The sequence below is a fragment of the Methylobacterium terricola genome (assembly GCF_006151805.1).
Classification (GTDB): domain Bacteria; phylum Pseudomonadota; class Alphaproteobacteria; order Rhizobiales; family Beijerinckiaceae; genus Methylobacterium; species Methylobacterium terricola.
Genome location: NZ_VDDA01000010.1, coordinates 113,033 through 134,641 on the forward strand (window position 1 = coordinate 113,033; position 21,609 = coordinate 134,641).

The 21,609-nt window shown below is 72.2% G+C and carries 18 protein-coding genes; 8 read left to right on the forward strand and 10 right to left on the reverse strand.

Annotated elements, in window-relative coordinates; all coding sequences use genetic code 11:
- Window positions 1-153 precede the first annotated feature (153 nt).
- Window positions 154-1,326: an MFS transporter gene (locus FF100_RS20780; protein WP_139037650.1), complete on the reverse strand. Its 1,173-nt coding sequence runs from the start codon at window positions 1,324-1,326 to the stop codon at window positions 154-156.
- Between the two features lie 185 nt (window positions 1,327-1,511).
- Window positions 1,512-2,441, reverse strand: a complete 930-nt coding sequence (locus FF100_RS20785) for an AEC family transporter (RefSeq protein ID WP_139037651.1) — start codon at window positions 2,439-2,441, stop codon at window positions 1,512-1,514.
- A gap of 541 nt (window positions 2,442-2,982) precedes the next feature.
- On the opposite strand from FF100_RS20785, the gene FF100_RS20790 reads away from it, so the two are divergent.
- From FF100_RS20790 to FF100_RS20820, 7 genes are all read left to right on the forward strand, one after another.
- Window positions 2,983-3,237 (forward strand): hypothetical protein, encoded by a 255-nt coding sequence (locus FF100_RS20790; RefSeq protein WP_099898683.1) that lies wholly within the window; start codon window positions 2,983-2,985, stop codon window positions 3,235-3,237.
- A 46-nt stretch (window positions 3,238-3,283) separates the two neighbouring features.
- Entirely contained in the window at window positions 3,284-3,565 is a 282-nt protein-coding gene (locus FF100_RS20795; RefSeq protein ID WP_139037740.1) for an adenylosuccinate synthase, read from the forward strand.
- A gap of 380 nt (window positions 3,566-3,945) precedes the next feature.
- Window positions 3,946-5,679 (forward strand): ubiquinone-dependent pyruvate dehydrogenase, encoded by a 1,734-nt coding sequence (gene poxB / locus FF100_RS20800; RefSeq protein ID WP_139037652.1) that lies wholly within the window; start codon window positions 3,946-3,948, stop codon window positions 5,677-5,679.
- An 826-nt stretch (window positions 5,680-6,505) separates the two neighbouring features.
- Entirely contained in the window at window positions 6,506-8,866 is a 2,361-nt protein-coding gene (locus tag FF100_RS20805) for a TonB-dependent siderophore receptor (RefSeq protein ID WP_139037653.1), read from the forward strand.
- Window positions 8,867-8,875: 9 nt separating this feature from the next.
- Window positions 8,876-9,184, forward strand: a complete 309-nt coding sequence (locus FF100_RS20810) for an iron transporter (RefSeq protein ID WP_139037654.1) — start codon at window positions 8,876-8,878, stop codon at window positions 9,182-9,184.
- A complete protein-coding gene (locus FF100_RS20815; RefSeq protein ID WP_139037655.1) occupies window positions 9,181-10,734 on the forward strand; it encodes a PepSY-associated TM helix domain-containing protein in 1,554 nt (517 codons plus the stop codon). Before FF100_RS20810 ends, FF100_RS20815 begins: the two co-directional genes overlap by 4 nt.
- Window positions 10,731-11,066, forward strand: coding sequence for a DUF3325 domain-containing protein (locus FF100_RS20820; RefSeq protein ID WP_139037656.1), 336 nt, complete (start codon window positions 10,731-10,733; stop codon window positions 11,064-11,066). The genes FF100_RS20815 and FF100_RS20820 overlap by 4 nt, the downstream gene beginning before the upstream one ends.
- Window positions 11,067-11,329: 263 nt before the next feature.
- Here FF100_RS20820 and FF100_RS20825 read toward each other — a convergent pair whose 3' ends face one another.
- The 7 genes from FF100_RS20825 to FF100_RS20855 all read right to left on the reverse strand — a co-directional run bounded on the left by FF100_RS20825 (window position 11,330) and on the right by FF100_RS20855 (window position 19,417).
- On the reverse strand, window positions 11,330-12,127 hold the full coding sequence (locus tag FF100_RS20825) for an inositol monophosphatase family protein (RefSeq protein ID WP_139037657.1): 798 nt from the start codon (window positions 12,125-12,127) through the stop codon (window positions 11,330-11,332).
- Window positions 12,128-12,177: 50 nt separating this feature from the next.
- Complete coding sequence (locus FF100_RS20830) at window positions 12,178-13,071, reverse strand: dihydrodipicolinate synthase family protein (RefSeq protein WP_139037658.1); 894 nt, start codon at window positions 13,069-13,071, stop codon at window positions 12,178-12,180.
- A gap of 2 nt (window positions 13,072-13,073) precedes the next feature.
- Window positions 13,074-13,988, reverse strand: coding sequence for an NAD(+) diphosphatase (gene nudC, locus FF100_RS20835; RefSeq protein ID WP_139037741.1), 915 nt, complete (start codon window positions 13,986-13,988; stop codon window positions 13,074-13,076).
- A gap of 242 nt (window positions 13,989-14,230) precedes the next feature.
- The gene (locus tag FF100_RS20840; protein WP_139037659.1) at window positions 14,231-14,659 is read right to left on the reverse strand and encodes an acyl-CoA thioesterase; all 429 of its coding nucleotides are present in this window, start codon (window positions 14,657-14,659) and stop codon (window positions 14,231-14,233) included.
- 109 nt (window positions 14,660-14,768) lie between these two features.
- A complete protein-coding gene (locus FF100_RS20845) occupies window positions 14,769-16,112 on the reverse strand; it encodes a sigma-54-dependent transcriptional regulator (RefSeq protein WP_139037660.1) in 1,344 nt (447 codons plus the stop codon).
- Window positions 16,113-16,116: 4 nt separating this feature from the next.
- Window positions 16,117-17,970, reverse strand: a complete 1,854-nt coding sequence (locus FF100_RS20850; protein WP_139037661.1) for an ATP-binding protein — start codon at window positions 17,968-17,970, stop codon at window positions 16,117-16,119.
- Between the two features lie 115 nt (window positions 17,971-18,085).
- Window positions 18,086-19,417, reverse strand: a complete 1,332-nt coding sequence (locus FF100_RS20855; protein WP_139037662.1) for an MFS family transporter — start codon at window positions 19,415-19,417, stop codon at window positions 18,086-18,088.
- 384 nt (window positions 19,418-19,801) lie between these two features.
- Between FF100_RS20855 and FF100_RS20860 the strand changes: the two genes are divergently transcribed.
- Complete coding sequence (locus tag FF100_RS20860) at window positions 19,802-21,094, forward strand: MFS transporter (protein WP_139037663.1); 1,293 nt, start codon at window positions 19,802-19,804, stop codon at window positions 21,092-21,094.
- On the opposite strand, the gene ruvX is transcribed toward FF100_RS20860, so the two are convergent.
- Window positions 21,019-21,516, reverse strand: coding sequence for a Holliday junction resolvase RuvX (gene ruvX, locus FF100_RS20865; protein ID WP_139037664.1), 498 nt, complete (start codon window positions 21,514-21,516; stop codon window positions 21,019-21,021). The genes FF100_RS20860 and ruvX overlap by 76 nt on opposite strands.
- Window positions 21,517-21,609: the final 93 nt, after the last annotated feature.

Below are 21,609 nucleotides of genomic sequence, written 5' to 3' on the forward strand. Positions count from 1 at the left end.
GCGCAAGAGCGGGTCGGGAAGGAAAGCTGAACGCCGGCCCGACCGGATCCGGCATCGTCCCCCGTCGTCCCGGGGCCGCATGGCGGCGCCCGGGACGACGCCGAGGGTGAGGGACCGAGATCGGTTGTCCTCACCCTCCCCGTCGGCATGTCTCTACGCCGCCAACACCTCGTCCGGCAGCGCCAGGCCCTCCCCCCGCGCCGGCCGGTCGCGGACACAGGCGACCATCGCGACGATCCCGAGGGAGGCCGGCAGGATCGCCAGGGATGGCGCGGCGGTGAGCGAGGCCATGGCCGCGCCCGCGAGGCAGCCGCCGATGGCGCCGAGGTCCCAGCCGGTCTCGGCCCCGAGATGGAACCGGTAGGCGGCGCCCGAGCGCTTCGCGCGCTCGTAGATCGCGCTCATGATGACCGGGACGTAGAGGCCATTCGCCGCCGCGCCCGCGGCGTTGGCGAGATGGGCCGCCGCCGGCAGCCAGGACAGGCCGGTGCGCAAGGCGAACACCGCCGCGAGCGCTCCCGCCACCATGACGAGATACGTGCCGCGCCGGCCCCGGTCGATCGCCGCGCCGCAGGCGAGGCCGGCGACGACGCCGGCGAGGGCGGCGAGCGAGCCCGACCAGGCGAAGGCCTCGTAATGCGAGCCGAGCGTCGTGAACAGCACCATCGGCCAGGCGAGGGCGAGGCCGGAGGCCATCCAGCCATCGGCCGCGAAGACCGCCATGCCACGGCGATCGACGTCGCGGAACGAGGCACGCATGGCGGGGACCGGACCGGCCTCGATCGCGCGCATCCGCACGACCGGCACGGCCGAGAGGAGCAGGATCGCGGCGGCGAGGCCGAAATCCGCCGCCGGCCCGAATTGCGTCAGGATCGCGCCGCCGAGGAGCGGCGCCACGACGGCGATCGAGCCGGTCGCGGCCTGGCGGGCGGCGATCTGCCGGCCGCGGGTCTCGCCGGCGGCGGTGACCGCGGAGGCCGCGTGCAGGATCGGCCAGTAGAGCGATTCCGACAGCGCGACGATGCCGATCCAGGCGGCGAGCCAGCGCGGATCCTCGGCGAGCGCCAGCGGCCCGAATTGCAGCGCGTTGACGGCGATGCCGAGAAGCAGGGCGCGCCGCAGGCCGATGCGCCGCACGAGCGGCAGCACCGCGAGGCGCAGGGCGAACCGCGCCGCCAGGATGGCGGCGTAGACGCAGAGCGCGACGGACAGGCCGAGGCCGATCTTCATCAGGTAGGCGCCGACGAAGCCGCCCGCCAGGGAGGTGGCGGCTTGCGCCCCGGCGCAATGGAGGGTGAGCAGGTGGAACTGACGGGTGGTGGACACGTGCGCGACCTCGGCCGCGCTCCGTGGGGAAGCGGGCCGTCAGGGGTTGGATCCGAGCCGATGGACGAGCGTGGTCTACGCCGAAACATGGCCGCCCGGAGGCGGAGCGGCGCGAGCGGCCGGCAGGGCAGCCATTCCGCCGTCGCGGGCGGTCATATGGCCGCCCCCGCCGGGGGCCACCGGATTCAGGCGAGCCACGCCACCAGCAGCGACACGGTGACCACCGAGGCGAGGTGCGAGAGCAGGATCGCCCCCGAGGTCACCCCGGCCTCGAGCCCGTAGAGCTTGGCGAGCGTGAACGGTCCCGAGCCGATCGGCAGGGCGCTGAGCAGCACCGCCGCGCGCGCCCACAGGTCCGGCACCACGAAGACCTTGTAGACGAGGAGAGCCGTCACCGCCGGTTGCAGCACCAGCTTGAGGACGACGAGCACCGCCATCGGGCGGACATCCGAGAACCCGACCCGTTCCTGCGCCAGGAACAGCCCGATGCAGACCAGCGCACAGGGCGAGGCGGCGCCTCCCAACAGCGCCGTGAAGCGCTCGACCGGCCCCGGCACCGACGATCCGGTGAGGCCGACGGCGAGGCCGGCGAGCGGCGCGATGAGGAGCGGATTGCGGACCAGCGCCAGCACCACCTTGCGGGCGGTGCCCGAGCCCGCGCCCTTCTGCAGGTCGAGCTCGATCAGCACGATGGCGGACAGGAACAGCACGCAGGCGGTGAACAAGGTCGCGATCACCGCCGCCGGCAGGCTCGCCGGCCCGAACACCAGCAGGCAGAGCGGGATACCCATGAAGCCGACATTGCTGTAGCCGGCATCCAGCCCCTCGATGCAGGCCTGGGCGCTGCGCAGGGACCGCCCGAGGCCCAGGAGGTAGGCGACCGCGAAGGCGGCCGCGATGCCGCCCGCGAAGGCCGCCGCGAACCCGACCTGGGCGACCTGATCGGGCGTGATCTTCGCCATCGCGCCGAACATCAGCGCCGGCAGGGCGAGGTAGATCGCGAACCGGTTCAGGCTGTCGGCCGCCGCCGGCCCGAACAGGGCGGTGCGGCCGGACAGGAACCCCGCCAGGATCAGGGCGAAGATCGGAAGGGCGGCGTTGAGGACGGCCTGCATCGGGAAGTGCGCCGGGACCGGGCGGAGCGCCGGCGAGAGCCGCTTTGGTGCAGCTTGGGCGGAGGCGCAAGGGTGCCGCCCGGGCGGGAGCCCTGCGCCTCCGGCGGGAATGGCGGGATCAGCGGATGCTGCCGAAGGCCACGCCCCGCGCCCGCCGAGGGCGGCGGCGACCGTCACCGGGCGGCCTTGTCCCGCATGCGGTCGCGGATCGCGAGCCCGGTGCGGCCCTCGACCGGCGGCGCGGGGCCGGCAGGAAGCCGAGGCAGAGGGCGGCGGCGTCGCGCGAGGCGGGTCACGATCGCCTGGACGGGAAATCCGGCATCACCATATGAGTTCATGCGCCGCGAACGGGGCGCGCAGGGCGGAGACCGCCTCGCCGCCCCGGGTGCCGATCCAGGGTACGGGGTCTCCCGCATGTCCGGCCGCGACGACGGCGCGGTGGAGACGCGGCGATCGGCCTGATAGAACGGAAAAAGAACAGATCCGGCGGCCGTTTACGGCCGTGCTTCGGGTCGGGACGGAATGGTGGCGGGAGAGCGGGATGGCGATGCGGACGACCTTCATGGTGCAGACGTTCGAGGTGCACCGGAAGCGGCTGCGGCCGGGTGCGCGGGACGTGGCGCCGACGGAGAGCGGCGCGCTCAAGCGCGCGGAGGCGATCGCCGGACGGATGCCGGGGGCGGCGGCCCTGCGGATCGTGGCGGACGACGAGACGGGCGAGCTCGAGAGCGTGACGATCCTCGGCCAGTTCGGGGAGATCCCCGACGACTTCGCCGAGCAGGTCAGCGGCGGCTGACGCAAGGACGAGCAACTCGGCGGCGGCCGAGGATGGGAGCATGACCATGGCCTTCAAGGCGAAATCGGCGGCGGAGACCAAGGCCGCGGAACTGGCGGCGATCTTGGTCCGGGTCGCGGACCGGGACGGCGTGCCGGTCCAGGTCGGCGTGGATGCCTTGCGCCGGGCGAGCCCGCGCCTGACCCCGCTGGCGATCGGGCAGATGTTCCGCCGCCACCGCGACGACCTGGAGGCAGCGTTGGCGGAGCGGGGCTACACCCTCGTCGACTATGCCGACCAGGGGCCCGGACGCGGCATGGAATTCGCGATTGCCGCCGCCGACGCGTAGGGCGGACATGACGGAGCCGGATGCCGGGCGGCACCATGCACCCGGCGCATGCCGCCCTGCACGAAAGTCCGGATTGTGCAGCGCAAAAAATCGTGGGATACAGGGTTCACGCAAGGACGCGATGGCGTCGCGGACTTGCCAGCCCTCTTGGGCGTTTCCTCCCTAGACTTCGGGCCACTCGCAAGGGTGGCCTTTTTTCTTGCCTGCCCTCGTCCTCGTACGATCCCCCGCACCCGCGGCCGAACCACATCCATTCGCCCAGTCCCCTTCCCCTCGCGGCGCCCTAGATGCGGCCTCGGGATGGGGCGCCCCAGAGACAGATCGTCCGTCGAGACGTCGGAATTCGTGCCCGCGGCGGCACCGCTCTGAGGAAACTGGCCATGGCGAAGCGAAACGTTGCCGATCTCTGCATCGAGACCCTGGAACAGGTCGGCGTCGAGCGCGTCTACGGCGTCGTCGGCGACAGCCTGAACGGCCTGACCGAGGCGATCCGCGCCCGGGGCAAGATCCGCTGGGTCCATGTGCGCCACGAGGAGGTGGCGGCCTTCGCGGCCTCGGCCGAGTCGCAGGCGACCGGCGGCCTCGCGGTCTGCGCCGGGTCCTGCGGCCCGGGCCACCTCCACCTCATCAACGGCCTCTACGACGCCCACCGCACCCGCACCCCGGTGCTGGCGATCGCCGCCCACATCCCCTCGGCCGAGATCGGCACCGGCTACTTCCAGGCCACCCATCCGGAGGAGCTGTTCCGGGAGTGCAGCCACTATTGCGAGCTGGTCTCGGACCCGGCCCAATTGCCCTACGTGCTGGAGATCGCGATCCGCACGGCAGTGGCCAAGGGCGGCGTGTCGGTGGTGGTGATCCCGGGCGACGTCGCCCTCAAGGACGCGCCTGCGCGGGCGCTCGCCGCCCCCGCGACCCTGGCGCCGAAGCCCCCGATCGTGCTGCCGCAAGCGGCCGAGCTCGACGCGCTGGCGAGCCTCCTCGACGGCGCCGGGAAGGTCACGCTGTTCTGCGGGCGCGGCTGTGCCGGGGCGCGGGACCAGGTGATCCAGCTCGCGGAGGCCCTGAAGGCGCCGGTGGTGCACGCGCTGGGCGGCAAGGAGCACGTCGAGAGCGACAATCCCTACGATGTCGGGATGACCGGGTTGATCGGCTTCTCCTCCGGCTACGCCGCGATGGAAGCCTGCGACGCCCTGCTGCTGCTCGGCACCGACTTTCCCTACCGCCAGTTCTATCCCGACCACGCGAAGATCGCCCAGATCGACATCCGGCCAGAGAATCTCGGCCGGCGCTGCCGGCTCGATCTCGGCCTCGTCGGCGACGTCGCGGTGACGATCGCCGGATTGCTGCCGCGGCTGACGGCGCGGCGGGATTCCAGCCACCTCGAACGCTGCCTGAAGCACTACGCCAAGGCGCGGGACGGCCTCGACGACCTCGCCACCGGCACGCCCGGCCGCACCCCGATCCACCCGCAATACCTCGCCCGCATGGTCAGCGAGGCCGCCGGCCCGGACGCGGCGTTCACGGCCGATGTCGGCACGCCGACCATCTGGGCGGCGCGCTACCTGACGATGTCCACGGGCCGGCGGCTGATCGGTTCCTGGGCGCATGGCTCGATGGCCAACGCCATGGCGCACGCGATCGGGCTGCAGGCGGCGCAGCCGGGCCGGCAGGTGATCGCGCTCGCCGGCGACGGCGGCTTCAGCATGCTGATGGGCGACCTCCTCACCCTGGTGCAGGAGAAGCTGCCGGTGAAGGTCGTGGTGTTCAACAACGGTACCCTCGGCTTCGTCGAGATGGAGATGAAGGCCGCCGGCTACCTCGAGACCGGCGTGGCGCTCCAGAACCCGGATTTCTCCGCCATCGCCCGCGCCGCCGGGCTGCACGGTCGCCGGGTCCAGGATCCGGGCGAGCTGGAAGCGGCGCTGGCCGAGATGCTGGCGCATGACGGCCCGGCCCTCCTCGACGTGGTGACGAACCGCCAGGAACTCGCCATGCCGCCGCGGATCCAGGCCGAGCAGGTCAAGGGCTTCAGCCTGTACGTGATGCGCGCGGTGATGAACGGCCGCGGCGACGAGATCCTGGACCTCGCCAAGAGCAACCTGATCCGGTGAGCCGGGATACGGTCAGCGACGCGGGCTAGCGGATCCTTGCGGCCAGACGGCTTCGCATGACCCCGCCGCTGTCCCGGACGCGGGTGGCACCGGCGGAAGGGGATCCGGGATCCAGACTACGGGGTGCCGCGAAGCGGCTCCGTATGCCGCACCATTGCAGCCGCGCGGATGCTCCGCGGCTTTGTGTGCGGGTCCCGGATCTCCTTCCACGTCGTTTCGCTCGGCCGGAAAAGGGACGAGGAACCCGCCATGCACGGGCCGGCCAAGTGCACGGCGCAGCCTTCGATACAGCGGTCCCAGGACATCGCCGCAAACCGCCAAGCCTCGTCACGATCCCGCAGCCCGGCGCGGAAGCGCCGCGTCGATGTCGCGCCCATCCCGCTGCGGAGTGCCCGGACCGGGCGTGGTCGATCGAGCCGGTCCTGTTTCCGGCCCGCGATCCGGCAGCACGCCTCGGGCCGCGACGGCAGCGCCGCGCCCAAGGGGACGGTGCGGCACCTATGTCTTACGGCCTATGTCGTCAGGGTCGATGCTGTGGTGACCCTGCGGCGGCATTCATCCTGCACCGGCCGCACGGAGCATTGTTTCTTGATCCGACGGGCTGGACACATTGCATCGTCTTGCCCACGACAGTGATAATACAAATCTGATTTTTTCACCTACCAGCAAGCACAAAGCATCGAAACTTACATTATAACAGCTACAAAACATAGTTCTTGTTCAGCTACGCTGTTTTTGCCATTCGGTTTCCAGCCGCGACCCGCCGTGCCGTACCTCACGCTGTTCTGGTCGATGGCGGCGCTCAATGCTCGTCCTGGATCCCGTCATGCCCGTCCTGTCGTCGCGTCGCGTCTCCCCCCTCTCGGTCGTGGGACGGCGACGCCGGCTGACCTGGTCGTTGCTGTCGGGCGTTGTCCTGTCGGCCGGCATGGCGGCGGCAGCGCAAGCTCAGGATGCGGCCGAGATCGCCCTCGACACGATCAGCGTCGACGGCGTCGCGAGGCCGGCGACAGCGACCGCAGCGGGCACGCAGCCCGGCGGCGCCCGCGGGCCGGTGCCGGGCTACGTCGCCTCGCGCAGCGTGGTGGCGACCAAGACCGACACCCCGATCCTCGAGACCGCGCAGTCGATCACCGTCATCGGCCGGCAGCAGATCGAGGACCAGAACGCGCTCACCATCAACCAGGCCCTGCGCTACAGCCCGAGCGTGACGACCGAGCAGCGCGGCGGCGCCGGCGGGACCCGGCTGGAGCAATTCTCGATCCGCGGCTTCACCGCGCCGCTGTTCCTCGACGGGATGCGCCTGCCGACCAGCCGCGACGCCTTCCCGACGGTGGACCCCTACCGGATCGAGCGCATCGACATCATCAAGGGCCCCGCCTCGGTGCTCTACGGCCAGTCCGGCCCCGGCGGCATCGTGAATCTCACGTCGAAGATGCCGCAATTCGTCCGCCACGGCGAGGTCTTCGTCCAGGGCGGCGGCTTCAGCGAGGTCCGCGGCGGCTTCGATGTCGGCGGGCCGATCACCTCCGAGACGACCCTTCCGGGCAGCGAGGAATTCGCCTACCGGGTGACGGGCCTCGGCTGGAACGGCGACGGGCCGGCGGTGACGACCCGGGTCGAACGCGCCTTCATCCAGCCGAGCCTGACCTGGCGCCCGTCGGCCGATACCTCGCTCACCGTGCTCGGCCTCTACCAGCGCGACCCGTTCTCCGGCTTCTACGGCGGCTTCCCGGCCTTCGGCACGGTGTTCCCGCGCAATTTCGGCAACGGCGTCGTCGGCCGCCTGCCGGCCGACTTCTACGACGGCGACCGCAACTTCGAGCAGTCGGACCGCACGCAGGCCGCGGTGACCTATATCCTCGACCACCGCTTCAACGACGCGTTCCGGTTCCACTCCTCGGGCCGCTTCCTGCGCACAGAGGGCCAGTATCGCAGCGTCTACGGCGCCTTCAGCGCGGCCACCCCGATCACGATGCCCTCGGCGCTGACCACCGGCCCGCTGATCAACCGCTCGCGCATCGCCACCGACGTGGCGATCGACGCCTACACGATGGACAATTACTTCGAGGCGAAGTTCGACACCGGGCCCTTCGCCCACACGGCGCTCCTCGGCGTCGACCACCAGACGATCAAGACCCGCACGCTCGCGACGCCCTTCCCCGCCGCGCCCGACCTCAACGCGCTGGCGCCGAACTACGACATGACCATCGCGGTGCCGGGCTTCACCAGCAACGCCCGCATCACCGCGCAGCAGACCGGCGTCTACATCCAGGATCAGGTCAAGTTCGACCGCCTCGTCCTGACGCTCGGCGGGCGCTACGACAGCGCCCGGACGGGCGGGCCGACCCGGACGCTCGCCACCGGCGCCGTCGCGTTCCAGGACGTTCCCTCCGACGCGCTCACCTACCGGGCGAGCCTGCTCTACCTCTTCGACGCCGGCATCGCCCCGTACGTCTCCTACAGCGAGGCGTTCGAGCCGATCGCAAGCGGGCGCATCTTCGATCCGGCCTTCGGCGCGACCGGGCGCCTGCCGGATCCGATCTCGAGCCGGCAATACGAGGCCGGGATCAAATACCAGCCGCCGGGCACCGATCTGCTGCTCACCGCGGCGGCCTTCGACATCAAGCGCTCGAACACCCTGACGCCGGATCCCCTGAACGGGCCGACCTTCAGCCTCCAGACCGGCGAGATCGGCGTGCAGGGCGTCGAGTTCGAGGCCCGGGCCAACCTCGCCGAGGGGCTGAACCTGATCGGCGGCGTCTCCTTCCTCGATGTGCGCAACACCCAGGACACCAACACGACCTTCAACCAGGTCACCGGCCGGCAGGTGCCGATCGTGGGCCTGCGCCCGACCGCGATCCCGGACCGCACCGCCTCGTTGTTCCTCGACTATACGGTCCAGTCCGGCCCGCTCCTGGGCCTGAGCCTCGGCGGGGGTTTTCGCTACCTCGGCGGTTCCTGGGGCGATGCGGCCAACACCTTCCGGGTGCCCGAGGCCGTGCTGGTCGACGCGGTGGCGCGCTACGACCTCAAGCACCTGAACCCGACGCTGAAGGGCTTCGACCTCCAGGTCAACGCCCAGAACCTGCTCGACGACCGCACCGTCACCGGCTGCTTCTCCTACGCGACCTGCTTCTACGGCCTGCCGCGCACGGTCTATGCGACCCTGCGCTACCGCTGGTAAGGGAGCGCCATGACCCGGCCACTCACGCTCAACGCCCGCGCCGCGGTGGCGGGCCGCATCGTCCTCGCGATGGGCGGCGGCTACGCAGTGGCGGCACTCGCCACCGCATTCCTGTCGCTGACCCTGCCGATGCCCCGGGCGGAGGCCGTGACCGCGGCGACGCTTCTGAGCTTTCCCATCATGGTGGCGATCGTCGTCGTCGTTTTCGCCGCGCGCTCGCTCGGGCGCGCCGCCGCGATCGTCGGCGCGATCGGTCTCGGGCTCGGACTGGCGCTCCGGCTCGTCACCGGGTCGTTCCCGTTCGGATTCGGGTCATGAAGCAGGGTTTCCGCCAGTCGATGGCCTGGCTGCACACCTGGTCGGGCCTCGTCGTCGGCTGGGTGCTGTTCGCCGTCTTCGTCACCGGCACCGCGACCTATTACCGGGCCGACATCTCGCGCTGGATGCAGCCGGAGCTGCGGCGCGAGGCGACGGTGACGCCCGAGACCCTGGCGGCCTCGGCCGACCTCGCGGTCGCCCACCTGCAAGCGCAGGCAGGCGCGGCCCGGACCTGGTTCATCGGCCTGCCGACACCGGAGAAGCCGCTCGTCGAGCTGTTCTGGCGGACGAAGCCCGGCGCGGCCCCGGGCCACGTCCTCCTCGACCCGCGCACCGGAGCGCCGGCGGCGATGCGGGCCACGCGGGGCGGCGACTTCTTCTACCGCTTCCACTTCGAACTGAATCTGCCGCCGCTCTGGGGGCGCTGGATCGTCGGCCTCTGCGCCATGGTGATGCTGGTGGCGCTGGTGAGCGGCATCGTCACCCATCGGCGGATCTTCTCCGACTTCTTCACCCTGCGGCGAGACAAGGCGGCGCAGCGCGGCTGGCTCGACGCCCACAACGTCAGCGGCGTGCTGGCGCTGCCGTTCCACCTCATGATCACCTATACCGGCGTGGTGACGCTGGCGCTGATGTACATGCCCTGGGGCGTCACCGCCGCCTACAAGGGCGACCAGTTCGCCTTCTTCGCCGAGACCGGGCAGATCACCCGGAACCGGCCGGCGGCCGGGCAGCCCGGGACGCTCGCTCCGGTCGGGCCGATGGTGCGGCAGGCGCTGGCAACGATTCCCGAGCCGCTGGAACGGCTCACCATCGCCAACCCGCGCGACGCGAATTCCACCGTCGTGGCGGTGTTCGAGGAGCCGCACGGCCTCTCGCACGAGCACCCGCAGGTCGCCTTCGCGGGCACCAGCGGCGACGTCGTCGAGGTCCTGTCCGGGGGATTGCAGCCGGCGGCCAAGACCTTCACCACCCTGGTCGGCCTGCACGAGGCGCATTTCGCCGGGGCGGCGTTGCGGGTGCTGTTCTTCCTGTGCGGGCTGATGGGCTGCGCCATGGTGGCGAGCGGGCTGGTGCTGTGGAGCGTCGCCCGCCTGCCGAAATCCGGAGCGGTCCCCGGGTTCGGCTGGCGCCTCGTCCACGCCCTCAATCTCGGCACGATCGCGGGGCTGCCGGGTGCCGTCGCCGCCTACTTCCTGGCGAACCGGCTGCTCCCCCTCGACCTCGCGGGCCGGGCGGAGTGGGAGGTGCGGGTGTTCTTCGGCACCTGGATCCTCGTCGCGGGGCTCGGGGCGTGGCCGGCGCCGCGCCGGGCCTGGCGCCTTTCGCTCGCGGCGGTCGCCGCCCTGTTCGCCGCGGTCGTGGTCGCGGACGCCGCGACCGCCCGCGGGCTGTGGGACGATCCGGCCTGGTTCCTCGGCTTCGACGCCGCGCTCCTGGCGCTCGCCGCCGGCTTCGCGCTCATCTCGCACAAGATCGCGCGGTATGCCGGCCCGCGCCGGGCCCGCCGGGCCGTTCCCGAGCCCGCGCCGCGGATGGAGGCGGCATGACCCTCCTCATCGGCGCCGGCTTGAGCTTCCTCGGGCTCGCGGCCCTGTGCCTGAGCATGGGCCGGCACCATCAGGCCCTGTGGCCGGTGCCGCCGGAAAGCCGGCGCGTCCTCGGGCTTCGGGTCGCCGGCTGGACGCTGATCGGCCTGTCGCTCGCCGCCGCGATCCGCCTCGACGGCTGGAATTTCGGCCCGGTCGACTGGCTCGGCTCGCTGACCGGGGCGGGTCTTCTGCTGATCGTCGTCCAGTCGTACCGGCCGCGGGTCCTGCTCTGGCTGGTCCCGGTCGCGGCGGCGATCACCGCCGTGGCGGCGCTGGGGGCGCTGGCCTGAGGCTGAATCCTGCATGGGGGAGACTGTCCCCGGCTGCATCGACAGCCTCCGGGTCATCCCGGCTGCGCACGGCGGAGCGCCGGATCCGGAACTGCAGGAGCCCAGGGTGACGCGGAACGCTGTGCGCCTCGCTTTGAACCCTCAGCGATCCTGAATTCCGGACCCGCTGCGCAGCCCCGGAATGACGGAGGAGGCCGTCGCTTCGAAAGGTGTCGCTTCGGTCGGCGCCGTTTCAGGAGGCCTGAAACCCCGCCGCCCCCCTCTCACGCCCGCCGCGACGCCTCCCCCAGCCGCCGCAGGTCGGCCACCACGGCGGGCGTGCCGGAATAGAGCAGGCCGCCGGTCAGCATGTCGTCGGAGCCGAGGTAGTCGGCGACGCCGCCGGCCTCGCGCACCAGCAGCAGGCCGGCATAGCAGTCCCAGGCGTTGAGGCCGGGATCGTAGTAACCGGCGAGACGGCCTGCGGCGACATAGGCCAGCATCAGGGCGCCCGAGCCGTTGCGGAACAGCACGCCGCCTTCGCGATAGAGCCCGTGCACGAAGGCAGCGGCCTCCGCGGCCGGGGTCTTCTGCGTGGCGCCGAAGCCGATATTGGCCGAGCTGAGCGACGTCGCGGGATCGATGCGCAGCGGCCGACCGTTCAGGGTCGCGCCGTGGCCGGCGAGCGCCGCGTAAGTCTCGCGCAGGACCGGCGCCTCGATCACGCCGGCGACCAGCCCCTCGGGGCCGCGCACGCCGATCGACACGCACCAGTTCGGCTGGCCGTTGAGGAACGGGCTGGTGCCGTCGATCGGATCGACGACCCAGACGTAGCCCGACCGGCTCGGGACCGGATCGTGCTCCTCGCCGATCACGCCATCCTCGGGAAACGCCTCCGCGATGCGGGCGCGGATCAGCAACTCGACCTCGCGGTCGGCCTGGGAGACGAGGTCCTGGGCGCCGCTCTTCTGCTCGATCACCAGGTCGTCGCGGGCGTTGAAGAAGCCGAGCGCGGTTTCGCCGGCGGCGCGGGCGATGGCGAGGGCGGCGTCGTAGCGCGCGCGGGCGGGATCGGTGGTCATGATCGGTCCTTCGACGGGATGGATGCGGCCGTCCTACACGGCCGTGTGTCTCAGAGATGCGACGGCGTGCCGGTCACGGAAGCGAGCGCCGCCGCGATCGCGGCCCTGGCCTCTTGCGAGGCCGGGCTCTGCGGCGGCACCGGATCGCCGACGGCGTAGCCCTGGAGGCCGAGCGCCGCCTTGACGCAGGCCGCGAGGTTGTAGCGGGCGAAGACCTCGTTGAAGGCCCAGACCCGCTTCTGCAAGGCCGCCGCCTCCGGCCAGTTCCCCTCGCGGCAGAGGCGGTAGAGCGCCAGGCATTCCCGCGGGATGACGCAGGCCGGACCGGCGAACCAGCCCTTGCCGCCGAGCATCATCACGCTCGCGGCGATGTGCGAGGAGGCGGCGAACACGTCGAGATCGTCGCCGACGCGGTTCATGATCGAGAGCAGGCGCCCGGTATTGGTCGAGGCGTCCTTGATGCCGACGATGGTCGGGTGGCGGGCAAGGCGCGCGATCGAGGCGACCGAGAGGTCGGCACGCTGGAAGTTCGGGTTGGTGTAGAGGATGATCGGCAGGTCGGTGGCATCCGCGACGCTCAGGAAGTAGCGCTCGACCTCCGTCTCGGTGAGCGGGAAATAGGCGTCGAGGATCAGCACGATCCCGTCCGCCCCCGCCGCCCGGCAGGCCTTCGCCTGCGCGACCGCGCCGCGGATCGACGTCGAGGCGACGCCGGGCAACACCGGCACCCGGCCGCCCGCGGCGGTCACCACCGCCGCAACGGTGTCACGCTTCTGCGCCTCGTCGAGATAGGCGAACTCGCCGGTCGAGCCGAGCGGCGTCAGACCGTGCACGCCCGCCGTGATCAGGTCGTCGCAGAGCGCCGCCATCACCCCGGCCTCGACCCGGCCCTCGGCGTCGAGCGGGGTCACGAGGTAGGGGATGATGCCGTGGAACCGCGCCATCGTCAGCGCTCCGCGAAGCGGCGCACCAGGGCGTGGGCGATCGCCATCGCCGGCGGGGTCGCCAGGCCGTCCGGATGGGTGCGCTCCAGCATCTGCCGCACCTCGTCGCGGCTGAACCAGCGCGCATCCTCGAGCTCGGTCCGGTCGAGCACCAGGGCGTCGCCGTCGGCCTCGCCCTCGCAGCCGATCATCAGCGAGGACGGGAACGGCCAGGGCTGCGAGAGGTGGTAGCGCACGGCGCCGACCCGCACGCCGGCCTCCTCGAAGGTCTCGCGCCGCACCGCGTCCTCGATCGTCTCGCCGGGCTCGAGAAAGCCGGCGAGGCAGGAATAGACCCCCGGCGGGAAACGCGCCTGGCGGCCGAGCAGGCAGCGATCGCCGTGGGTCACCAGCATGATCACCACCGGGTCGGTGCGCGGGAAATGCTCGGTGCCGCACGCCGCGCAGTCGCGCCGGTAGCCGCCGCAGGCGAGCGTGGTGGCGGTGCCGCAATTGGCGCAGAACCCGTGCCGGGCGTGCCAGCCGAGCAGCGACTTGGCGGTGGCCAGCACCCCCATCTCGGGCGCCGGCACCGCGCCCTCGACCGCGACCGAGCGGGCATCGAGCACGCGGAAGGCCGGATCGTCGCGATAATGGGCCGCCGCATCCGCCGGCAGGGCGCCGGCGAAGGCCGGCCGCCCGCCGACCCGGCCGAGGAAGAGTTCGAGCGCAGGCGCGCCGGCCCGGGCGACGTCGTCCGGCTTCAGCAGGCAGGTGGCGCCCCCCTCCGTCGCCCGCAGCACCGGCACGTCGCCGCAGAACAGCAGCAGGCTCGCGTCGGGGCTGTCCGCGAGGGTCGGGGTCGGGCCGCTGCGCTCGGCGGAGTGGCGCTCCAGAAGGCTCTGGGCGTAGCCGAGGCGATCCTGAGGGACGGGCAAGGAAGCGGACAAGGCGGAGACCCCATGCATCATCGTGCGGAGCCCGGCGCGGCCCCTCGCGTCGGAGCCAGCATGGGCAGGCAAAATGATGCAAAAGCAAGGCGCTGGGCGGGGATGCGCCATGCTTGCGGTGCAGTGGGCGGAGCTGCGCCCGTCGGCGGCCGGGCTATCGGGGAGTGGAGAGCGACCCCGCGCCGCCTCGTGTCTCGGACGAACCCTGCCCTCCGGGCCAAGCCCACCCCTCACGCCGCCCCGGCGCCCGCCTCCACCGGCACCGGCCGCGGCCGCCGGTTCTCGTCGATCGCCACGAAGGTGAAGAGCGCCTGGGTGACCTTGATGGTCTCCTCGCTCTCGCGGGCGCGGCGCCAGGCCTCGATCTGGATGCGGATCGAGGAGCGGCCGACCGAGACGATGTGCGCGTAGAGGCTGACCTCGTCGCCGACCACCACCGGCTGCAGGAAGGTCATGCCCTCGACCGCGATGGTGGCGCAGCGGCCGCGCGCACGGCGGGCCGCGACGTTGCCGGCGGCGAGATCCATCTGCGCCATCAGCCAGCCGCCGAAGATGTCGCCGGCCGGGTTGGTGTCGGCCGGCATGGCGATGGTGCGGATCACCGGGGGGCCCCAGGCGGCCGGCGGAGCGGCGGGCGGGGCGGAGGGCGTGTCGGACATCGGGCAGGTCGGGGCGAGGGTGGACGAAGAGAGGCGGGCGGTCCGTGCCGGCCTCGGTGGGACGTTCGGACTGACCGTACGGCCGCAAGGACCGTGCCGGGAGACGCGTCTATCCGACGAAGTCGCCCCGGTTGAGGCCGTAGCGCTGCATCTTCTCGTTCAGGGTTCGGCGCGGCAGGTCGAGGAGGCGCATCGCCTCGCCGATATTCCCGTGCGCCTGCTGCAGGGCCTGCTCGATCAGGCCGCGCTCGTAGGCCTCGACGCGGGTGGAGAGCGGTTGCGTCCCGGTCTCCGCCGGCTCGGGCGCCGCCCCGAGCCGGTCGAGGCCGAAGGCGTAGCGCTCGGCCGCGTTGCGCAGCTCGCGCACGTTGCCCGGCCAGGGGTTGTCGACGAGGTCCTGGACCTGGCGGGCGCTCAACGGGCGCATCGCCCGGCCATGCGCCTCGGCGGCGCAGGCCGCGAAATGCTCGAACAGGAGCGGGATGTCCTCGCGCCGCTCGCGCAGCGGCGGGATGCGCAATTCGGCGACGCCGAGGCGGTAATACAGGTCGGGCCGGAACCCGCCGTCCTTCGCGTGAGCCCGCAGGTCGACCTTGCTGGCGCAGAGCGTGCGCAGGTCGGCGGCGACCGATTCGTTGGCGCCCAGCCGCTCGACCCGGTTCTCCTGGAGGACGCGCAGCAGCTTGACCTGGCCGAGAAGCGGCATCGCCTCGATCTCGTCGAGGAAGAGCGTGCCGCGGTGGGCGTATTCGAGCTTGCCGATCCGCCGCTTGACCGCACCCGTGAAGGCGCCGGCCTCGTAGCCGAACAGCTCGCTCTCCACCATCGTGTCGGGGATCGCGCCGCAATTGACCGCGACGAAGCGGCCGTCGCGCCGGCGCGAGAAGGCGTGCAGGCACTGCGCCACCAGCTCCTTGCCGGAGCCGGTCTCGCCGTTGATCACCACGTTGACCGGGGTCGCGGCGAGGTCGAGCACCTCGCGCCGCAGGGTCTCCATCGCCCGCGAGGTACCGATCAGGCGGCGCTCGATGCCCTGCGCATCCGCCGTGCCGCGGAGCCGGCGCAAGGACAGGGACAGGTGGCGCTTCTCGCAGGCGCGGCCGACCGCGTCGGTCAGCCGCTCGGGGGCGAAGGGCTTCTCGATGAAGTCGTAGGCGCCACGGCGCATCGCCTCGACCGCCAGCGGCACGTCGCCGTGGCCGGTGACGAGGAGGACCGGCAGGTCCGGGTCGCGGGCGAGCGCCCGTTCCAGCACCGTGAGGCCGTCGATCCGGGGCATCCGCATGTCGGTGACGAGGATGCCGCGGAAGCCCGCGTCGATCGCCGCGAGCGCGTCGTCCGGATCCTCGTGGGTCGAGACGGCGTAGCCGGCGAGCGTCAGCCACTGGTGCAGCGCCTCGCGCACCGTCTCCTCGTCGTCGACGAACAGGACGCGGTCCACCCGTCCGGCCATGCGCTCAGGCCTCCGCCGCCGGCAGGACGAGGGTGAGCACGGCGCCCGGGCCGCCATTGCCGGCGGTCAGGCTGCCGCCGAGATCGCGCACGATCAGCGAGGACAGCGACAGGCCGAGCCCCAGCCCCTCGCCGGCGGCCTTCGTGGTGAAGAAGGGGTCGAAGATCTGGGCCATGTGCTCCGGAGGGATGCCGCCGCCGCTGTCGCTGACGGCGAGGCGCCAACTCGAACCCGCTTCGCGCGAGGCGGTCAAGGCGAGGTGCCGCTCGGGGGCGCCGCGCATGGCGTCGAGGGCGTTGACCATCAGGTTGAGCAGCACCTGCTCGAGGCGCACCGGCTCGGCCCGCACCAGGGCGTCGGGCGGAATCGTGCAGGTCACCGCGACGTCCTCCGCCCGCAGCCGGACCCGCAGCAGGTCGAGGGCGGCCTCGGCCGCGGCCGCGAGGCGCACCGGCTCGCAGTGACCCGGCCCGGTCTTGCGGGCGAAATCCTTGAGGTGGCGGATGATCTCGGCGATGCGCTGCGTCACCTCGGTCATGCGCTGGAGGTTGCGCCGCACGGTGCCTTCGTCGCCGCGCTCCAGGAACAGCACGGTGCTCGCCAGGAAGGTGCGCAAAGCCGCCAGCGGCTGGTTGATCTCGTGGTTGATCGCCGTCGAGATCTGGCCGAGCGCCGCGAGCCGGCCGGCATGGATCAGCTCGTCCTGGGTCGCCCGCAGGGCCGCGGTGGCGCGCTCGCGCTCGGTGATCTCCGCCCGCAGGCGCGCATTGGCCTGGCTCAGATCGTGGGTGCGCTCCGCCACCCGCCGCTCGAGGGCGGCCCGCATCGCCTGCTCGGCCCGCAGCCGCTGCCGCCGCTGGCCCGCCGCGGCGAGCGCGAAGGCGAGGGCGAGGCCGGCGATGCCGGTGGCGCCCGCCACCAGGAGCGCCTGGCGGAAGGCCGGCCCGGTCGGCGCGACGTACCAGACCGTCCAGCCGAGATCCGGCATCGCGACGCGCTCGACGAGGCCGCTCACGCTCCGGCTGCCGGCGGCCAGGCTGATCGTCCCGGCAAAGTCGCCCCGGCCGTCGCCCAGGAGGGGCGTCAGGTCGCTGTCGCCGTATTGCTGCGCCGCGCGGATGCGCTCCGTCTCGGCGGCCGGGAGCGGCCGGAACGGGCGGTACTTCCAGGCGGGCTCGCTCGCCAGGAAGACGACGCCCGCCGCGTCGGAGACCAGGATCCGCTCGCCGGCCCGACGCCACTCGCCCTGAAGCCCCTCCAGATCGACCTTGACCACCACGACGCCCCGGACCCGGCCGCCCGCGGCTGGCGCGACCGGTACCGGCACCGCCTTGCCGATGAACAGGCCCGGCTGCTGGGTGGTGGAGCCGACGCCGAAATAGCGCGAGGCGCCCGTCGCCACGGCCTCCCGGAAATAGGGGCGGTAGGCATAGGAGGAGCCGACGAAGCTCATCGGCTGGTTCCAGTTGCTGGCACTCAGCGTCAGGCCGTGCGCGTCCATGAGGTAGATCGCGGCGACGTCGGAGGCCCGGGCAATCGCCTCGAACTTGGCATTCACGTTCGCGAGGCGCGCGGTCGCGTCCGGATCGGCGAGCAGGGCCTGGACCTCGGTGTCGAGGGCGAGCACCGTCGGCAGGTACTGGAAGCGATCGACCGCCGCCCGCATCACCGCCTCGGCGATGACGAGGCGCTGGCGCGAGGCCCGCCGCACCTGGTCGCGCCCGGCTTCCAGGGTGACGAGGAAGGCCGCGAGGGTGAGCGCCAGGATCGCGACGGCCAGCGCCCCGCGCCGGGCTCCGACGCGGGCGAGGCGCGTCCGCAACGGCGAAGCGCGATCGGCGGGCTGGGCGTGGCGCATGGCCGGAGGCCTCGCTGCGGGATGTCGCGGGATCCTGGCGTGCGGCAGGACGATGCGCACCCGCAAGGGACGAACGAGGGCCGGGCCCCGGCAGGGCCCGGCCCATCGCCCGTGCTCAGTCGCCCATCCGGCCGTTGCCGTCGAGGTAGCCGTATTTGCGGGTGTCGGGCATCCACAGCGAGGCCGCGAAGGCCACCGCCGCCATCGCGGCGACGTACCAGTAGAACAGGCCCTCGTTGCCGTAGGTCTTGAACGACAGCGCGACGTATTCCGCCGTGCCGCCGAACAGCGCGTTGGCGATGGCGTAGGGCAGGCCGACGCCGAGCGCCCGCACCTCGGCCGGGAACAGCTCGGCCTTCACCACGCCGCTGATCGAGGTGTAGAACGTCGCGATGACGAGGCCGGTCAGAATCAGCGCGAAGGCGGCGTAGGGGCTCGTCACCAGCGACAATGTCGAGAGCAGCGGCACCGCGCCGAGCATCGCGAGCCCGCTGAACAGGATCATGTTGTTGCGCCGCCCGATCCGGTCGGAGAGCGCACCGAAGACCGGCTGCAGCAGCATGAAGACCACGAGCGCCAGGGTCATCACGGTCGAGACCGTCTTGAGGTCGAGCTTCACCGTGTTGACCAGGAATTTCTGCATATAGGTCGTCATGGTGTAGAAGTAGAGCGAGCCGCCCATGGTGAAGGCGAGCGTGATCAGGAGGCCCCGCTTGTGCTGCATGAGGGCGCGGACCGAGCCGGCCTCCTTGCTCTGCATGGCCGCGTGCGAGGCGGATTCCTTGAGCGAACCGCGCAGCATCATCGCGACGACCGCCGCCGCGGCGCCGATCAGGAACGGGATGCGCCAGCCCCAGGCCCGCATCTCCTCGGCCGAGAGCACGTGCTGGAGCGCGAACACAACCAGCACCGCCAGCAGCTGGCCGCCGATCAGGGTGACGTACTGGAACGACGACAGGAAGCCGCGGCGGCCCTTGCCGGCGATCTCGCTCATGTAGGTCGCCGCCGTGCCGTACTCGCCGCCGACGGAGAGGCCCTGAGCGAGCCGGGCGACGAGGAGCAGCAGCGGCGCCAGCACGCCGATCGTCTCGTAGGTCGGCAGCAGGCCGATCATCAGCGAGCCGGCGCACATCAGCAGCACCGAGAACACCATCGACGACTTGCGGCCGCGCCGGTCGGCGATGCGCCCGAAGATCCAGCCGCCGAGCGGCCGCATGAAGAAGCCGACCGCGAAGATGCCGGCGGTCGCCAGCAGCTGGCCGGTCGGGCTGCTGCTCGGGAAGAACGCGGAGGCGAAGTAGATCGAGGTGAAGGCGTAGGCGTAGAAGTCGTACCACTCGACCAGGTTGCCGGACGAGGCGGCGACGATGGCCTTGATCTTCTGACGATCGGTCGTCTCGGCGGAGGCCGGAGCGGCCGCGAGCGCCGCTGGTGCAGCCGTGGTCATGGACGTTCTCCCTGATGTCGTTGTCCCGCGGGGTGCGGGCATCATCGTCCCGGCCGACCGTCCGGGGGCTTGTCGAGGCCTCTTCGCGGGTGGGATCGGCGAGATCCGGAAAGCGTGATGGCAAGCGCGGGGCCAAGCCTGGAGGAATATCAAAACTCTTATCCGGCAATGCCTTGGACGCGATCCGCGTCCGCCCGGCGAGCGGATCGCCGCCGACAGGGCCGAGGGGCGGGCGGATTTCCGCCGACCCGACGGCGCCTCCCCACCCGGTGCCCCGCTTTTCCTGCGGCGAGCGCGGCGCAGCCGGATTCGACCGCAAGAACCGGGTTTCGGGGCGGGCCGGGAGCCGGCCACGGTGCCGCGTCCCCCTTCCGAGATCCGTCCATGCCCTCGACACCCCTGCCCCGCGCCTTCACGCGCCTCGCTGCGGCGAACCTCGCCGCGCAATCCGCCGAGCAGATCGCGCTGGCGGCGATCCCGATCGTGGCGGTGCTCGGCCTTGGCGCGCGGGAGGGCGAGGCCGGCCTGCTCCAGACCGCCCTCACCCTGCCCTTCCTGGTCGCGGCGATCCCCGCGGGTCTGCTGGCCGACCGGCTGCCCCGCCGGGGCCTGATGGCGGGAGCCGAGCTGGTGCGGGCCGCGGCTCTGGCGACGATCCTGGTCCTGGCGGCCTCGGGCCAGGCCAGCTGGCCGCTGCTGGCCGGGCTCGGCTTCCTGTCGGCCTGCGGCACGGTGGTGTTCAGCGTCGCCGGACCCGCCCTGGTGCCGGCCCTGGTGCCGCCGGCGGGCCTTGCCGCCGCCAATGCCCGCATCGAGCTCGCCCGCACGGTCGCCTTCGCCGGCGGGCCGGCGCTTGGCGGCGCCCTCGTCGGCGGAACCGGGGCGGCACCGGCCTTCGGCGTGGCGGTGGCGCTCTCCCTGACGGCCGCTTTGGCGCTGATCGGCATCGCCGAGCCGCCGCGGCCGGCTGTGCCCCGCCGCCATCCGGGGCGCGAGATCCGCGAGGGCGCCGCCTTCGCGCTCCGGCACCCGCTGCTGCGCCCGGTCCTGGCGACCCAGGTGGTGTTCAACACCGCCTTCTTCCTGCTCCTCGCGGCCTTCGTGCCCTACGCCGCCCGTCACCTGACGCTCGACGCCACCGGCATCGGGGTGGTGCTGGGGCTCTACGGCTTCGGCATGATGGTGGGCGCGCTCCTCGCGCCGTCGATCCTGGGGCGCCTGCGCTTCGGCCACGTCGTCGGCATCGGGCCCCTCGCCGGCCTCGCCGCCTCCGCCACGGTGGCGCTGACGATCCCGCTGCCAAGCGCCGGCATCGCCGGGTTCGGGCTGTTCCTGCTCGGCGTCGGGCCGATCCTGTGGGTGATCAGCACCACGACCCTGCGTCAGGCCGTGACGCCGGCCGCCCTCCTCGGCCGGGTCTCGGGCCTCGCCGTGATGACCCAGGGCGCGCGGCCCCTCGGCGCCGCGCTGGCGGCGCTCGTCGGAGGGCTTGCCGGAGCCGAGGCCTGCCTCGTCCTGGCGGTCGGGATCTTCGCGCTCCAGGCTTTGCTGATCTGGACCTCGCCGGCGGTGCGGCTGGCGCGCCTGCCGGCGGGACCGCCTCACCACCCGGAGGAGTCGTCCTCCCCGTCGTCGCGCAGCCCGTCCAGCACGTCGAGGCAGCCCTGCAGGATGTAGGCGGCGGCGAGCTTGTCGACGAGTTCGCCGCGCCGGGCCCGGGAGGCGTCGGCCTCCAGCAGGGTCCGGGTGACGGCCGCCGTCGACAGGCGCTCGTCCCAGAACAGCACCGGCAGCGGCAGGATGGGTTTCAGGTTGCGCACGAAGGCGCGGGTGGATTGCACCCGCGGCCCCTCGCTGCCGTCCATGTTGAGCGGCAGCCCCACCACCAGGCCGCCGACGGCGTGCTTGGTGGCGATGGCCGAGAGCGCCGCGGCATCGGGGGTGAACTTGACCCGCTTGATCGTCTCCAGCGGCGAGGCGATCCGGCGCTGCACGTCGGAGAGAGCGAGGCCGATGGTCTTGGTGCCGAGGTCGAGCCCGAGCAGGCGGGCGCCGCCGCGCGACTCGGCCGCGAAGGCTTCGATCGTCTCCCGGTTCACGGCCGGCCTCCGCGCGTTAGGTAGGCCGTGCCGGCCCCGTCCGCCATCGCACATCGCCCCCGCATGCGGGCGCTCGGCCCCCTGTCCGCGACA

What these genes read in the sequence shown, in the direction of transcription:
- FF100_RS20805 (WP_139037653.1), top strand. Translation starts at nt 6,506, where the DNA reads ATGCCCGTCCTGTCGTCGCGTCGCGTCTCCCCCCTCTCGGTCGTGGGA.
- FF100_RS20860 (WP_139037663.1), top strand. Translation starts at nt 19,802, where the DNA reads ATGCCCTCGACACCCCTGCCCCGCGCCTTCACGCGCCTCGCTGCGGCG.
- FF100_RS20785 (WP_139037651.1), bottom strand. Translation starts at nt 2,441, where the DNA reads ATGCAGGCCGTCCTCAACGCCGCCCTTCCGATCTTCGCCCTGATCCTG.
- FF100_RS20845 (WP_139037660.1), bottom strand. Translation starts at nt 16,112, where the DNA reads ATGGCCGGACGGGTGGACCGCGTCCTGTTCGTCGACGACGAGGAGACG.
- FF100_RS20855 (WP_139037662.1), bottom strand. Translation starts at nt 19,417, where the DNA reads ATGACCACGGCTGCACCAGCGGCGCTCGCGGCCGCTCCGGCCTCCGCC.
- FF100_RS20810 (WP_139037654.1), top strand. Translation starts at nt 8,876, where the DNA reads ATGACCCGGCCACTCACGCTCAACGCCCGCGCCGCGGTGGCGGGCCGC.
- FF100_RS20830 (WP_139037658.1), bottom strand. Translation starts at nt 13,071, where the DNA reads ATGGCGCGGTTCCACGGCATCATCCCCTACCTCGTGACCCCGCTCGAC.
- FF100_RS20840 (WP_139037659.1), bottom strand. Translation starts at nt 14,659, where the DNA reads ATGTCCGACACGCCCTCCGCCCCGCCCGCCGCTCCGCCGGCCGCCTGG.
- FF100_RS20795 (WP_139037740.1), top strand. Translation starts at nt 3,284, where the DNA reads ATGGCCTTCAAGGCGAAATCGGCGGCGGAGACCAAGGCCGCGGAACTG.
- poxB (WP_139037652.1), top strand. Translation starts at nt 3,946, where the DNA reads ATGGCGAAGCGAAACGTTGCCGATCTCTGCATCGAGACCCTGGAACAG.
- FF100_RS20850 (WP_139037661.1), bottom strand. Translation starts at nt 17,970, where the DNA reads ATGCGCCACGCCCAGCCCGCCGATCGCGCTTCGCCGTTGCGGACGCGC.
- FF100_RS20815 (WP_139037655.1), top strand. Translation starts at nt 9,181, where the DNA reads ATGAAGCAGGGTTTCCGCCAGTCGATGGCCTGGCTGCACACCTGGTCG.
- FF100_RS20820 (WP_139037656.1), top strand. Translation starts at nt 10,731, where the DNA reads ATGACCCTCCTCATCGGCGCCGGCTTGAGCTTCCTCGGGCTCGCGGCC.
- FF100_RS20790 (WP_099898683.1), top strand. Translation starts at nt 2,983, where the DNA reads ATGGCGATGCGGACGACCTTCATGGTGCAGACGTTCGAGGTGCACCGG.
- FF100_RS20825 (WP_139037657.1), bottom strand. Translation starts at nt 12,127, where the DNA reads ATGACCACCGATCCCGCCCGCGCGCGCTACGACGCCGCCCTCGCCATC.